Origin of the sequence: Chryseobacterium vietnamense (assembly GCF_031454475.1) — a bacterium.
Taxonomy (GTDB): Bacteria; Bacteroidota; Bacteroidia; order Flavobacteriales; family Weeksellaceae; genus Chryseobacterium; species Chryseobacterium vietnamense.
Map to the genome: position 1 here is coordinate 137,097 of NZ_JAVDQX010000006.1, position 14,694 is coordinate 151,790.

A 14,694-nucleotide genomic window follows, 5' to 3' on the forward strand; every position below is an offset into this window, starting at 1 on the left:
AAGTGGAAATATATTTTCCACTTTATGATTATTCTTTTGTATCAGCCTAATAGCGATTATTTTATAGAAGCCGCCCAGCTCTTTTCCAAAGGAAGAAGAAAGTGGCTTAAAAAATCAAGGTAAGTATTTTTAGAGAAGTCAAAAACCTGGATATCTTCTGAAAGTTCTCCGTTTCTCAGCTTCGTTTTAAAATCAATTAATTTTAATGTTTTCACTTCACCATTTTCTACAAAGCTTGCTTTCATTCTATCGAAAAGGCCCAATTGATATTCTTCATCAATTTCTCTCATCACTTTTCCTAAAGCATCAATGCTGCATCCTGAAGCCATTTCCTTTTCTTCGTCCACACATACTATGATAAACTGGTTCTTTTCAATTTTAAAAGAAGAAGAAAGCGGTTTACCATGGGCTGCCCATGTTGCAAGGAAATCAAACAGTTTCTCAGTAATGGCTTTTGCTTCTTTGGTTCCGAAAGGTCTTGAAGCCGGATATATAATGACTCTGTAGTCGTTGGTTTCTACAATATTAGATTCTTCGATTTTCATAATGTAAATATTTATATTTCAAGAAAATGAACCGTCAATCTCTATTATAATTACTATTGAATGTTCATATCATTGTGAAGACAAAATTACGCAATTTTCCCGAGTTTAAGATCATTGTATTTTCTACTCAGTACATAGAGCATTACTATGAAAACCGGAAAGATAAAAGGAAAGAAAAACCTTAAAGCTGCCGACTGCGGAAAGAAGAAGAATTTGATATAGACATTCACTACAAAAAGAACTGCAATCATCCTCACCCATGCATCTTTGGAACGCCAGAAGATCACTCCGATCATAATAGCTAACGACAAAGTTACTTTTTTAAAATAAATGATCTTAATATAAATAATACTCAGATAGTCTTTTAAACTAACGTCTATCGGGTGTGTTGAAATAATAGGTCTTCTGTCAATAAAAGTATCATAAAACAGATCTTTCCATCCGGGATAATGATAAAATTTAATGATGGCGAGATACATGGCAAGAAGTACGATTCCCTGTGCAATAAAAGAAACATCAATTTTCTTTTCCCGGAAGTAATGGAAAAAGAAAACAGCGATAATATAAGTCAGGGTAAATGTAATATAGTCCGGCCGTATAAACGTAATAGCGAATAAAAGTACAAACATTGCCCAGTTGTTCCATTTTTTGATCAGCCCGATGATAAAGATCAGGATAAACTGAAAAATGAACATATCCGGTGTGGAAACCCTGGACATATACGTCATTGGCGGCAAAAGCATGCAGGCAACCGTCAATCCTGTTGCCAACCAGTATTTCTTTGGAAACAGCAGTTTCAGGATATAAAAGAGTAATATTCCTGAAAAGAAATAAGAAATGAGGCTGGTAAACAGAACTGCCATTGGCGCTGTAAACCCAAGCTTATAAAAAAGAGTGATCACAAGAATATACCCTACTTTGATTTGAAAATAGGGTAATTGTTCTGTAAAAGATTGTGTATTTTTCACGAAATACTGCCGTGGGATATCCCATTGCTTTATTCCGATAATGTCTGTATAATGTTCTGCAGGAGCCTCTTTTTTTATGTCTTCGTAGGTAATAATCCGGACTTTATCCGGAGAATCCGGGAACTCGGAAGTATACATACAACCCATGTAGCCGGGCATATCCCAATCATATACTCTGTTCTGATAATTCCAGAATGTAAGAAGAGCAAGTATTGAAATGATAAACAAAAAGGAGAGTCTCCATTTCAGCATCATAAACCTGTATAAGATTACAATTATAAGTCTTCTGCTTCAGCAAGAAGTTCAACGATATCTTTTACGGCAACTTCTGTATTTTTGTTAAAATGTTTTACTCCATCCGTCATCATGGTATTACAGAATGGGCATCCTGTAGCAATTACCTTAGGCTCAAAAGATAGAGCTTCTTCCGTTCTTTCAATATTGATGTCTTTATTTCCTTTTTCAGGTTCCTTAAACATCTGTGCTCCTCCTGCGCCACAACAAAGTCCGTTGGTTTTGCAACGTTTCATTTCTACAAGTTCAGCATCCAGCTTTTCAAGAAGCATTCTTGGAGCTTCATATTCATCATTGGCACGTCCCAGATAACATGGATCATGGAAAGTAATTTTTTTCCCTCTGAATGCACCGCCTTCAATTTTCAGTCTTCCTTCTTCCATTAAAGTTTTAAGGAACTGAGTATGGTGTACAACCTCAAAGTGACCTCCCAGGCTTGGGTATTCATTCTTCAGGGTATTGAAACAGTGTGGACAGGCCGTTACGATTTTCTTTACTTCATAAGCATTCAATACTTCGATATTGGTAAGCGCCATCATCTGGAATACAAATTCGTTTCCTGCTCTTTTCGCAGGATCTCCGGTACAGCTTTCTTCCTGTCCCAGAACTGCAAATTCTACCCCTATTTTATTTAGTATTTTGCAAAATGCTTTTGTAATTTTTTTTGCACGGTCATCAAAACTTCCCGCACATCCAACCCAGAATAAAACTTCCGGAGCTTTTCCTTCGGCAGCATATTCTGCCATTGTTTTTATATTGAAATCCATTTCTTTTTCAATTTGAAAATGTGAGAATTTGGAAATTTGAAAGTGATAATCAATTTCAAATTTCCAAATTGATTAATTATCTAGTTTTCTGATGCCCAGTTCAGACGGTCGGCCTGATTGTACTGCCAAGGGGCAGCATTGTTTTCCACGTTTGTCATCATCAGGTTCAGTTCCTGTGGCGCAGCAGACTGTTCCATCACCAGGAATCTTCTCATTTCAAAAATAATGGAAAGCGGATCAAGCAATACCGGACAGGCTTCTGTACATGCATTACAGGTGGTACAGGCCCAAAGTTCTTCTTTTGTAATATAATCGTTCAACAGTTTTTTACCATCATCTACGAATTTTCCGTTTTTATCGATGTTTCTTCCTACTTCTTCCAGTCTGTCTCTGGTTTTCATCAGGATCAGTCTCGGAGAAAGTTTTTTACCGGTAATATTAGCCGGGCAAACGGAAGTACAACGTCCACATTCGGTACATGAATAGGCATTTAGCAATTGTACCTGATTCAGATCAAAAATATCTTCTGCTCCAAATTTAGAAGGTACATCAGCTTCTGCTCCTTCAGCCGGTGCTGCGTAAGGATCTGCATTAGGATCCATCATTAGTTTGATCTCCTTTGTGACAGACTCAAGGTTGTTGAATTTTCCTTTTTTCTCAAGATTTGCATACCATGTGCTTGGGAATGCAAGGATAATATGTAAATGTTTTGAATAATAAAGATAATTCATGAAGAAAAGGATTCCCACAAAGTGGAACCACCATGCCCCTTTCTCTGTGAACATTAAAAATCCGCTGTCAAAATTGAAAATTTCTAAAAACGGAACCAATGTCATTTCACTGATCGGGAAACTTCCATGTTCTGCCAAAATACCTCTTGACTGTAAAATAAGGTCTGAAGAATTCATCATAAAGAAAGCCATCATTAAGGCGAATTCAATAATCAGAATCCAGTTGGCATCATTTTTTGGCCAACCGAAAAGTTCTTTCATGGTCAATCTCTTCACTCCGTAAAAATTTCTGCGGATAAAGAAAATAACCACCCCGATCACCACTAAAAGTGCCAGAACCTCTAATGTTGCAGTAAAGAAATTATAAAATGTATGGCCGAAAATGCTTGATAAAAAACGGTGTGTACCAAATATTCCATCAACAACGATTTCTATTAATTCAATATTAATAATCACAAAACCTACGTATACAAAAAGGTGTAAAACTCCCGCAACAGGACGTGCCGTCATTTTACTCTGTCCCATGGCTACACGGGCCATTGTTTCCCAACGTTCTCCTTTTCTGTCGTTTCTGTTGATTTCGTGACCTAACCTGATATTTCTATAAATTTTCTGGAGGCTTTTGGCAAACAGGCCAAATCCCGCCACTAATAAAATCAGGAAAATAATGTTATCGATGTACTGCATAAGGCGTATTAGTCTTTGTTATTTTTACCGAAAACCGAGAAGTTGATATATCTCTTCGGGTTCGCTTTCATATCTTCGATTAATGTATTAAGATTGGAAGAAGCTGAATTCAGGTTGTTATACAGTTGATCATCCTTCATCAGTTTACCTAAGCTTCCTTCACCCTTGTCTATACCTCCAATCACCTGATTCAATTTTCCTACTGTAGCATCCAGATTGGCAATCGTTGCATTCAGCTGTTTAGTATCAATGCTCTGAGCCAGATTTCCATATTTATCCAATGTAACTTTTCCACTTTGCATAGTAAGACTGGCATCATCCAGCACTTTTTGCAGTTTTGGATCATTATGTCCTACAAGCGTATTTACACTTCCTGCTGTTGCCTGTAATGCTCCTACTGTTTTATTAAGGTTGGCTAATAAAGCTTTTATTTCAGCTCTGTTCTGAGCATCGAAAACCTGGTTGGCATTGGTCATTAAGGAGTCTACTCTGTGTAGTACCACTTGCAATTGATCTTTTACCGGACCAACCTGAGAAGAAAGACTTCCCAATGTTCCCAGTTTGAAAGCACCTTTTAAAGTGTCCCCGTCTTTTGCCGTAGCCCCTCCATACATAAGGTTTACTCTCATTTCTTTACCAGACATTAATCCCGGTTCAAAGATCTCCAATGTTGAATTTTTTGAAAATTCGAATTTGTTGTCGACTGTAATTTTTACGACAAAATTAATTTTGCCATCTTTTGAGGTGATAGGAATAATTTTGTCTACCTGTCCTACTTTCAAACCATTAATAGAAACTGCTGAAGATTGCGCGAGGCCTTCAACATTATCATATTTCGCGTAAAATATATTGTCGGTAGTAAAAAGGCTTTTCCCTTTCATAAACTGAAACAACACCACAAAGCCTACGATAGCTAGAAGTGCAATCACACCAGCTTTTAATTCTTTACTGAACTTCACTTGCTAATTTTTTTCTAATAAGCAAATATAATACATTTTAAATAAATCTTTTCCTTTATTATTCTGCGTTAAATACAAAAAAAGCGACAAAAAATTTTGTCGCTTTTATATCATTGAAATGAATTTCTTATTGTTGCTGATTTCCCAGCTTGTTCCAGATCTCAATTCTGTAATCTTCGATATCTGCGTTATCCTGAAGACTCTTCATCCAGGCCTGTCCGAACATTCCGGCACTTCTCTGAGTAAGAGACTCTGTAAACTGCTTAAGATCTCCAGGCTGTTTGTTTACGGTTTCAGATTTTTTGATCAAAACATAAACTCCTGTTCCTCCTTCAACCGGGTTAGAAAGTTTACCTTTTGCAACACCAAATGCTGCACCGGCAACTTTAGGCTCCATAGCACCAGCTACTGAAGGATTTAATAGGTTTACCTGAGCGGATTGTTTTGGAGCGGCAAACAATTTAGCAATCTGATCCAAGTTTGAAGCTTTTGCTGCTGCTATTTTATCAGAAATTTGTTTTGCGGCCAATTTATTTTTAACGATAGTTTCAATCTGATCTCTTACAGATTCAGGATCAGCAAGACCTGCTTCCTGTTTTCCGTTCAGATACACTACAATTTTATCACCCGTACCGTCTACTGTAAATAATTCAGTATCTCCTTTTGTTCTTTTCTTATCAAAAGCCCATGTAAGGATATCAGCATCTTTTTCAGTACCTAAGCCCTGAAGCTGACCCTCAAATCTTTTTGCGGCTTTTGGATTGGAGAACTGATAGTTTCCTTTCTTAGCAATATTCACGAAATCGTTGAAAGATTTTCCCTGAACCTGCTGAATGAATTTTCTTGAATTTTTGTCTGTTTCAGCCTCAGTAGCATCTGAAGGTTTGATTGCTTTCACAAGGTTAGCAACTTTATACCCCATTGATCCTGATTTTTTATCTTCAATATTGATGATATGGTAACCGAACTGTGTTTCTACTACTCCGGTAGCTCCTTTAGGATTGCTTGCAAGATAAGCAAGGAATTCCGGAACGAAAGGCGTCTCTGGTGTTGTCCAACCTAGGCTACCACCCTGAGCGGCAGAATTCGGATCACTTGAAAGCTTAAGGAATTCTGTAAATTTAGCAGGAGTAGCTTTTACGATAGCACCAATGGAGTCTGCTAATTTCTTAGCCTGCTCTTTAGTTCTTGTAACCCCTTCACCTGCAGGGCTTCCTTTGAATGCAATAAGGATATGTCTTGATAAAGTAGAATCTGAAGGTCTTTTACCTACCAATTTAGATACTACGTATACATCTTGCTCTTTATAAGGACCAAAAGTCTGACCTACTGCGGCAGCAGTGATCTGATCTTTGATTGTTGGAGGCAATTGAGCAGGATTCAGATACTGAGGATTGAACGGTGCATCAGAATTTGCTGCAACAAACATAGAATCATTTTTAGTATTCTGGAAGTTTTCAGCTCCTCCACTTGCATCTGTACCTCCTGAATATAATTTTGTAATTTCTTTCAAGGCTGCGGCATCATCTGCTGCACTCGGTTTAGATGGGAAAAATACAATACCTATATTTCTGCTTGGCTCAGCTTTGAACATTACAGGGTGCTTCTTGATGTAATCAGCAAGATCCTGTGTGGTAACATTGATCTTTGTTTTTTGAAGATAAGACGCGTAATCTACTTTTACAAAGTCGATATCTGCAAGCTGATCTCTCTGCTTCATCAATTCTTCAGCTTCTTTCTTACCTGTAGTAATCCCTGCTGAAAGATTGGTAAACACCTGTCTTGCCATTAGTCTGTACTCGATTGTCTTTCTGGTTTTCAACCATTGAGTATATCCTTGAGGATTGGTGTTTTGTAATGTTTCAATTTCTTTTTTAAGCTCTTGAGTTTTAAAGTTACCTTTCTCATCAAAGAACTGTTGATTCTGAGCAAACATCTGATCGTACTGGATTTGATTCCAGAAATAATCATCAGTCATTTCAAAGCCCAGTTTCTCAAACTGCTGTTTGATAAGTTTAGATTGTACAAGTAACTGCCAAGCCTGCTCTTCAAGACCGTTTTTCGGACGACCTTGTTGTTCAGCCTGCTGCTGCAACACGAAAAGCTGATCATTGAACTCTTCGCGGGTGATTTTCTCACCGTTTACTTTTCCTAAAACGTCAGGATTTTTACCAAAAACCTTGTCGATACTATCGGGGTTCACCAGGAACGCCAAAAGCGCTAAGGCTATTACTCCCATTAAAAGCCAAGGCTTACTCCTAATCTGTCCTAAAATTGCCATTTTATAAATTATAGTTTTTTATCAGTTTGCGAAAATACACATTTTTAAGAAATTACAGAAACAGAACTGCTTTATTTTGATTTTTAATGCAAAGATTATCTAAAAAAGGAAATTTTGACCGTATTTTTAAGTAAAAAACAAATGGCATAAGTATTGTGCATTTTTAAAATATTATAATATGCCACACGTTTTCAGAGTATATTATAAAAAATTCCTTTAACGATAAAAAACGAAAATGACAATTTGTCATTCGATTGACTATGACAGAATTTGAAGATATTAGTTTAGAAGAAATGATCAGTGACGGATTTGATATCGTAACTGAAGAAATCAATCTTTCCGACTTCGCAGAGACTGATAAAAATTCCGAACAGAAAATATTCCCTATACTTCCTGTAAGAAATATGGTTATGTTTCCCAATGTGGTAATTCCTATTACTGCGGGGAGAAAAACCTCTATACAGCTTCTTGAAGAGGCACAGAAAAACGGAGATTTTATTGGAATTGTTAGCCAGAAAAATTCGGATCTTGAACAACCTTCCGAAAAAGATATATATACTACCGGTACACTGGCAAAAATCATTAAGATCATTAAACTTCCTGAAGGTAACATTACAGCTATTACCAAAGGATTTCACAGATTTAAGATAAAAAAAATCATTGATAACCAACCTTATTTCAAAGCAGAAATATCAAAATTAAAAGATACCCGACCTAAAGATCAGGAAGAATATGAAGCATTGTTGGAGAATATCAAGGACCTTGCTTTAAAGATCATTGAACTGGATCCTAACATTCCTAATGCTGCCAACTTCGCGATCAAAAATATTAACAATAATGATGATCTTCTGAATTTCATCTGCACGAATGCTAATTTCTCTTCAATAGCAAAACAAAAACTGCTTGAAGAAAAAAGCCTGATGACAAGAGCTAACCAGTGCTACGAACTGATGCATGAAGATTTCAGAAAACTGGAACTGAGAAATCAGATTCATCAGAAAACATCAAAGGATCTTGACAAGCAGCAGAGAGAATACTTCCTGAATCAACAAATAAGAACGATCCAGGAGGAACTTGGCGGCGGACCTGAAAGTGATGTGGAAGATCTTATTGCCAAGGCTAAAACAAAAAAATGGAGCCAGGAAGTTGAAGACCACTTCCAAAAGGAAATCAGCAGACTTCAACGTCAGAATCCTAATTCCCCGGACTATAATGTTCAGAGAAACTACCTGGATTTCTTTACAGATCTGCCTTGGGAAACCTATACAAAAGATATTTTTGATATTGCAAAAGCTGAAAAGGTGCTTGACAAAGCACACTTTGGCCTGGAAGATATCAAGAAAAGAATTCTGGAGCACATGGCTGTTTTAAAACTAAAGAACAACATGAAGTCTCCTATTCTATTATTAGTAGGGCCTCCGGGTGTGGGTAAAACCTCTTTAGGGAAATCTATTGCTGATGCTTTAGGAAGAAAATATGTAAGATTATCACTGGGTGGTCTTCATGATGAGAGTGAAATCCGAGGACATAGAAAAACCTACATCGGTGCTATGGCAGGGAGAATTTTACAGTCCATTAAAAAATCCGGCACATCAAATCCGGTAATTGTTCTTGATGAGATTGATAAAATCGGACAGGGGCTTCATGGGGATCCTAGCTCAGCTCTTTTAGAAGTGCTTGATCCTGAACAAAATAAGTCTTTTTATGACAATTTCCTGGAGATGGGTTATGACCTTTCAAAAGTGATGTTCATTGCTACTGCCAATTCACTTTCAACAATACAGACTCCTCTTTTGGACAGAACGGAGATCATTCAGATTGCCGGCTATACTTTGGAGGAAAAGATTGAAATAGCCAAAAGACATTTAATTAAAAAGCAACAGGAGGAAAATGGGCTCGATGCCAAATCATTCAAACTTGGATATACCGAACTTAAGCATATTGTAGAAGCGCATACTTCTGAAAGTGGTGTAAGAACTCTGGAGAAAAGAATTGCAGCCATTGGAAGATGGGTAGCGCTGCAGACTGCTTTGATAAAGGAATATGATCCAAAAATTTCAGTGGAAAAAATAGATGAAATTCTTGGCGTACCAAGACCAAAAAGCTTATCCGAGATCACTGGAGTTCCCGGGGTTGTCACTGGCCTTGCCTGGACAAGTGTAGGAGGAGATATTCTTTATATTGAAAGTATTTTAAGCAATGGCAAAGGGGCATTAACGATGACAGGAAACCTGGGAACGGTAATGAAAGAATCTGCCACTATTGCTTTGGAATATATTAAAGCTAAACATGATGAACTGGGGATTTCTCAGGAAGACATCGAAAAGAAAAATATCCACGTGCACGTTCCTGAAGGTGCAACACCTAAAGATGGGCCGTCTGCCGGTATTGCGATGCTGACATCAATGGTTTCTTCATTTAAAAACAAGAAGGTAAAGCCTCACCTTGCGATGACCGGAGAAATTACATTAAGAGGAAAAGTACTTCCTGTTGGAGGTATCAAAGAAAAACTTCTTGCTGCAACAAGAGCAGGAATCAAAGATGTTATTCTTTGTGAAGCTAACAGAAAAGACGTGGAGGAGATCAAAAAAGATTATCTGAAAAACCTGAAAGTGCATTACGTAAACAGAATGGAGGAAGTCATTGACATCGCCATTGAAGAATAAACAACTTATAACATATTAACTTCTCAATAAAGAAACACGTTCTGATATTCAGGGCGTGTTTCTGTTTTTCAGTAAAAAATCACAATCAACCTGGGCAGGTGGAATAAAATTTGATACAATCCAAGGAAATCCCGAAGGATTGAATAAAAAATTTTTCAATTCAGAAGGGTTTTCTTATTTTTATTCCACACTGCATATTTTTAGATTATGAATTTTCTTAGACTTCCTTTCCTTGTCAAGCTTACACTCGTGGTGGTTTCCATCATTGGACTTGGCTATCTTCTGGCATTGGGGCAGAGTATTTTAGCTCCATTTTTCCTGGCATTCCTTATGGCAATGCTGTTTTTGCCTGCAGCCACTTTTATGGAAAAAAAGTTAAGATTTCCAAGATCTATGTCTACCATGACCTCGGTATTCATTATGCTGATGATTTTAAGTGGTATTATTTACTTCTTTACCAATCAGTTGTCCGACTTCAGTAAAGATCTGCCACACCTCAAGGAACAGTTTACCACTGTTTTTAACAGCCTTCAGCATTGGGTTTCCAAAACATTTAATGTAAAAGTGGATGAACAGGTAGACTATATTAACCAGGGATTGACTAAACTACTATCTTCCTCGGGAGTGATTTTAGGATTTACCTTTGGGATCTTTTCGACCGGATTTGGATTTATTATATTTTTTACCCTGTTTTTTATCTTTATTTTAAATTACAGAAGACTTTTAAATAACTTTATTGTTACGGTTTTCAATGAAAGACATAAAGCGAGTGTGCAGGAAGCTGTGAATGAGATCAGAATCATGACCAAGAAATATATCTTCGGACTTTTTCTTCAGGTAATTATTGTATCTATTCTCACCTCCATTCTTCTTACCATTCTGGGAGTAAAATATGCCATTCTTCTGGGAGTTCTGACAGGATTATTAAATGTCATTCCGTATTTGGGAATTTTTATTTCCCTTCTGATTTCATGTTTTATAGCATTTGCTACTTCTACACCTTCAACGTGTATTTATGTTGCTTTGGGGTATATTGCCATTCATGCTGTGGACGGAAATATTGTTCTGCCATTTGTGGTAGGCTCTAAAGTTAAGATCAACGCCTTATTTTCTTTTATTGGTATTCTTTTAGGAGAACACCTTTGGGGAATTGCAGGAATGTTCCTGTGTATACCGGCAATTGCTATTATAAAAATTATCTGTGAAAGAGTGGACGATTTAAAACCTTGGGGAAGATTGCTTGGAGAAGAACCTAAACCTCATAAGAAGAAAAAAAGCTATAAAATCTCCAAGAATATTACTTTGAAGGAAATGGACTAATTATAAGTAATGAGTAATAGGCAATAAGTAATAATTGACATATTCCTAACTTTAAATAAAAAAGACTGCCTTTTTCGAGACAGTCTTTTTTTGTTATTAAGCAGCGCACCAAGGACTCATTCCGTTTGGACAAGTGTCTGTGCACAGGATGTAAGTCTGACTATCCGGGCAGTATCCTTTATCCGGTTCCGGAGTTCCTCCACCACCTCCGATACAAGGATGACCAGGCGGAATTTTACATGGGCAGTCTATTGGCCCGATATCACATTTATCAATTCCTCCGTGGATTTCTCTCAAATTCGTACGGTTTAACTTTTTAAGATTTTTCAACATAATATTATTAGTTTAGTTTGAATTTCAAATATAAACAATGAAATTATCCAAAACACAACATTAACCTATCATTAACATTAATTGTGTATTTTTTATAAAAATACAATCAACGAATCCTATTTTTATTTTACATTTGATGTAAAATCATCAAACATGAAAACAATAAAATTCATTTTATGTTTACTTTTCGGGCTTATGTTTATTAATGCCGGATTAAACAAGTTTTTTAATTATATGCCCATGGAGAAACCTACTCCTGAACAAATGAAACTTTTCGCTGCATTTGGAGAAATCAGCTGGCTGATGCCATTAGTAGGCATCGTAGAAGTTATTGGCGGATTATTATTTATTTTCCCAAAAACAAGAGCGTTAGGTGCCATTGTTATTTTACCTGTCATGGTAGGGATTGTCACGCATGTTTTCACAATGGATAAATCTCCTATGGGAATGGGTATTGCCGGGGTAATGTTTCTGATCAATATCTGGATGATTATTGACAACAAGGAAAAATACAAACATTTAGTTTCATAAGGGGGCAGATGATAGGTTGCAGGTTGCAGCACCTACAACCTATTACCTGCCATCTGCTACCTGTTACCTATACAAAAGCACTGAATCCTGTGATCGATCGTCCTACGATGAGCGAGTTGATTTCTTTTGTTCCTTCATAAGAATAAATAGCTTCTGCATCGGCAACAAATCTGGCTACATCATACTCCAGCAGAATTCCGTTTCCTCCCATTGCTTCTCTTGCTCTTGAAACAATATCTCTTGTTCTGAGGGTACAGAAAACTTTGGCTAACGAAGCATGTTCATCTTTTAAAATTCCTTCATCCTGCATTTCAGACAGTCTGAAAACCATGGTCTGCATGGCAGTAAGATTAGATAACATTTCTACCAGATGTCCCTGAATCATTTGAAATGAAGCAATAGGTCTTCCAAACTGTTCTCTTTTTCGGGTATAATCCAAAGCACTTTCATATGCTCCGCGTGCACAGCCTGTGGCCATCCATGCGACACCTGCTCTTGTCATTCTCAGTACTTTGCCGGTATCTTTAAAGGAATTGGCATTCTGTAAACGGTTTTCTTCGGTTACAAGACAGTCTTTTAAAGTAATCAATCCGTTCTGGACAATCCTTAAAGCCATTTTTCCCTTAATTTTTTCTACGGAATATCCCGGATTATCTTTTTCCACAATAAATCCTTTCACCTCTCCGCTATCCAGGTCTCTTGCCCAGATAATAATCAGATCAGCGAAAGTAGCATTCCCGATCCATTTTTTCTGGCCATTGAGAACCCAGCCTTCCGGTGTTTTTTTACAGGTTACTGTAAGTCCACCCGCTGCTCCTGATCCAACTTCCGGCTCTGTAAGTCCAAAGGCTCCTATTTTTTCAAATTTCTGCATCTGCGGAAGCCATTTCTGCTTCTGTTCTTCAGAGCCGCAGATATAAATAGAACCCATTGCCAGCCCGGATTGTACCCCGAAAAATGTGGCAATGGAAGCATCTACCCTTGCCATTTCCATCGCAATAACACCTTCCATCAGGAAAGGCATTCCCGGACAGCCGTACCCTTCATAAGTAACACCACAAATATCAAGTTTTTGGAATTTCGGGATCAGCTCAAAAGGAAATTCATCTCTGAGCCAATAGTGGTTCACCAGAGGTTTTACTTCCTTTTCCATGAAAGCTCTTACTTTCAGCTGAATTTCACGCTGTTCAGGAGTCAACGTATGGTAGATATCATAAAAGTCGCCATCAATAGGTGGTAATTCTTTCTTTTTCTTTTCGGGATCAAGCATTTTCATAAGCCCGGAAAGCTGTTTATCATCCAGTTTTGAAAAATTTTGCATCAGTTTTGGCAGATCTACCTTTTGAGAAATGCTGCTCAATTGATCGAAATCTATGGATCTAAATAATTCTATTGCGTTTCTGATTTTGGAAAAAGTATTTGACATAGTGACAGATTGTTGTTTTGGTTTGTAAAAGATAAGCAAAAACTGCTCCGAAAGCAATGGCTAAAGCCCATGTTTATTTTACAAAACACTAAATTTCAATTCATTATAACTGAAAATTTTGTTTACAAGCTTTTTACTTTTGATTTTCAAGCGTTACAAAAGATCCTGGCTGAACTTTGACTTCAGGAAAACAATAAAAATAAGCGCTATGAAAACTACTTACATTCAATTATCTCTATCAGCTGTTCTTTTACTAGGAATTTATTCATGTAAAAAAGGAGAAGTTTCTTCTGCAGATCTTGAAGCCTATGCTACTACAGATTCAACCGCTGCTATTGTATCAGACAGTATCTCATCTGTTGCGGATATGAAAGTAAAAGACAAACAGTTCATCAAGACTGCCGATGTGAATATGGAAGTAAAAGATGTGTATAATGCAACGGTTGCTATTGAAAAATCTGTACAGGAACTGGGTGGTTTTGTTACCAACAGTAATCTGCAAAGCAATGTGGTTTCTGAAAACACTTACAACACATCCAATGAAGAGGCTATGCTGATTAAAAAATATCAGACAGAAAATAGAATGCAGGTTCGTATTCCAACGGAAAAACTCGGGGAACTTTTAACAGCAATCAATACAAACAAGTTATTTCTTAATTCCAGATCTATCAATGCAGAAGATGTAACGGCTAACATCAAATATTCTGAACTGGAAGGGAAAAGAAATCAAAAGACTTCGGAAAATATCAGCAAACTAAAAACAAATAAAGATAAGGTAACGCTCGATGACGAAAATATGTCTGAAGGAGATCTTCAACAACTGCAGAGTATGAATATGACGGACGATCTGAAATACAGCACTATTGATATCTACATTAAAGAAGCACAATTACGTATTGCAGAAATCGCCGTTACCAACACGACCAGCATTGACAATAAATATAAATATAATTTCATCTATGACGCAAAAGATGGCTTCGTGTACGGCTTCTATCTGATTCAGAGAATCATAGTGGCTCTGATCAATGTATGGCCTCTTCTATTAATTGCTGCTGCAATTCTCTATTTTTTAAGAAAAAGAAAAACTTCAAAACCTGGCCAGCCAAAGATCCAGGAATAAAAAAACTATCCTAACCAATTGGTTATCATCATAATTTTAGATTTTACTACCTCCTGTTTTCAGGAG

At 37.1% G+C, this 14,694-nt stretch carries 12 protein-coding genes; 4 read left to right on the plus strand and 8 right to left on the minus strand.

Going from position 1 to position 14,694, the window contains the following annotated elements; genetic code table 11:
• Window positions 1–56: 56 nt before the first annotated feature.
• The 6 genes from J2786_RS20400 to J2786_RS20425 form a co-directional block, all read right to left on the minus strand.
• Window positions 57–545 (minus strand): hypothetical protein, encoded by a 489-nt coding sequence (locus J2786_RS20400; protein ID WP_047428865.1) that lies wholly within the window; start codon window positions 543–545, stop codon window positions 57–59.
• 86 nt (window positions 546–631) lie between these two features.
• Window positions 632–1,768: a hypothetical protein gene (locus tag J2786_RS20405; RefSeq protein WP_156121365.1), complete on the minus strand. Its 1,137-nt coding sequence runs from the start codon at window positions 1,766–1,768 to the stop codon at window positions 632–634.
• Between the two features lie 20 nt (window positions 1,769–1,788).
• Window positions 1,789–2,574 carry a (Fe-S)-binding protein gene (locus J2786_RS20410; protein WP_047428861.1) on the minus strand — a complete coding sequence of 262 codons (786 nt, stop codon included), beginning with the start codon at window positions 2,572–2,574 and terminating at the stop codon, window positions 1,789–1,791.
• A gap of 80 nt (window positions 2,575–2,654) precedes the next feature.
• Window positions 2,655–3,992, minus strand: coding sequence for a 4Fe-4S dicluster domain-containing protein (locus J2786_RS20415; RefSeq protein WP_047428859.1), 1,338 nt, complete (start codon window positions 3,990–3,992; stop codon window positions 2,655–2,657).
• An 8-nt stretch (window positions 3,993–4,000) separates the two neighbouring features.
• Entirely contained in the window at window positions 4,001–4,951 is a 951-nt protein-coding gene (locus J2786_RS20420; protein ID WP_047428857.1) for an MlaD family protein, read from the minus strand.
• 127 nt (window positions 4,952–5,078) lie between these two features.
• Window positions 5,079–7,232, minus strand: coding sequence for a SurA N-terminal domain-containing protein (locus J2786_RS20425; protein ID WP_047428855.1), 2,154 nt, complete (start codon window positions 7,230–7,232; stop codon window positions 5,079–5,081).
• 260 nt (window positions 7,233–7,492) lie between these two features.
• On the opposite strand from J2786_RS20425, the gene lon reads away from it, so the two are divergent.
• Together lon and J2786_RS20435 are read left to right on the plus strand one after the other, a co-directional pair.
• Window positions 7,493–9,898: an endopeptidase La gene (gene lon, locus J2786_RS20430; protein ID WP_047428853.1), complete on the plus strand. Its 2,406-nt coding sequence runs from the start codon at window positions 7,493–7,495 to the stop codon at window positions 9,896–9,898.
• A gap of 207 nt (window positions 9,899–10,105) precedes the next feature.
• Window positions 10,106–11,218 carry an AI-2E family transporter gene (locus J2786_RS20435; RefSeq protein ID WP_047428851.1) on the plus strand — a complete coding sequence of 371 codons (1,113 nt, stop codon included), beginning with the start codon at window positions 10,106–10,108 and terminating at the stop codon, window positions 11,216–11,218.
• 96 nt (window positions 11,219–11,314) lie between these two features.
• Here the strand turns inward: J2786_RS20435 and J2786_RS20440 are convergent, their stop codons facing one another.
• The gene (locus J2786_RS20440) at window positions 11,315–11,551 is read right to left on the minus strand and encodes a bacteriocin-like protein (RefSeq protein ID WP_047428849.1); all 237 of its coding nucleotides are present in this window, start codon (window positions 11,549–11,551) and stop codon (window positions 11,315–11,317) included.
• Between the two features lie 153 nt (window positions 11,552–11,704).
• On the opposite strand from J2786_RS20440, the gene J2786_RS20445 reads away from it, so the two are divergent.
• Window positions 11,705–12,082, plus strand: coding sequence for a DoxX family protein (locus J2786_RS20445; protein WP_047428847.1), 378 nt, complete (start codon window positions 11,705–11,707; stop codon window positions 12,080–12,082).
• Window positions 12,083–12,149: 67 nt separating this feature from the next.
• Here the strand turns inward: J2786_RS20445 and J2786_RS20450 are convergent, their stop codons facing one another.
• Window positions 12,150–13,508, minus strand: a complete 1,359-nt coding sequence (locus J2786_RS20450; RefSeq protein WP_047428845.1) for an acyl-CoA dehydrogenase family protein — start codon at window positions 13,506–13,508, stop codon at window positions 12,150–12,152.
• 208 nt (window positions 13,509–13,716) lie between these two features.
• On the opposite strand from J2786_RS20450, the gene J2786_RS20455 reads away from it, so the two are divergent.
• Complete coding sequence (locus J2786_RS20455; RefSeq protein ID WP_310026549.1) at window positions 13,717–14,628, plus strand: DUF4349 domain-containing protein; 912 nt, start codon at window positions 13,717–13,719, stop codon at window positions 14,626–14,628.
• Window positions 14,629–14,694 lie beyond the last annotated feature (66 nt).

Coding starts and splice junctions, on each gene's coding strand:
- J2786_RS20400 (WP_047428865.1), bottom strand. CDS start 545: ATGAAAATCGAAGAATCTAATATTGTAGAAACCAACGACTACAGAGTC.
- J2786_RS20405 (WP_156121365.1), bottom strand. CDS start 1,768: ATGATGCTGAAATGGAGACTCTCCTTTTTGTTTATCATTTCAATACTT.
- J2786_RS20410 (WP_047428861.1), bottom strand. CDS start 2,574: ATGGATTTCAATATAAAAACAATGGCAGAATATGCTGCCGAAGGAAAA.
- J2786_RS20415 (WP_047428859.1), bottom strand. CDS start 3,992: ATGCAGTACATCGATAACATTATTTTCCTGATTTTATTAGTGGCGGGA.
- J2786_RS20425 (WP_047428855.1), bottom strand. CDS start 7,232: ATGGCAATTTTAGGACAGATTAGGAGTAAGCCTTGGCTTTTAATGGGA.
- lon (WP_047428853.1), top strand. CDS start 7,493: ATGACAGAATTTGAAGATATTAGTTTAGAAGAAATGATCAGTGACGGA.
- J2786_RS20435 (WP_047428851.1), top strand. CDS start 10,106: ATGAATTTTCTTAGACTTCCTTTCCTTGTCAAGCTTACACTCGTGGTG.
- J2786_RS20440 (WP_047428849.1), bottom strand. CDS start 11,551: ATGTTGAAAAATCTTAAAAAGTTAAACCGTACGAATTTGAGAGAAATC.
- J2786_RS20445 (WP_047428847.1), top strand. CDS start 11,705: ATGAAAACAATAAAATTCATTTTATGTTTACTTTTCGGGCTTATGTTT.
- J2786_RS20450 (WP_047428845.1), bottom strand. CDS start 13,508: ATGTCAAATACTTTTTCCAAAATCAGAAACGCAATAGAATTATTTAGA.
- J2786_RS20455 (WP_310026549.1), top strand. CDS start 13,717: ATGAAAACTACTTACATTCAATTATCTCTATCAGCTGTTCTTTTACTA.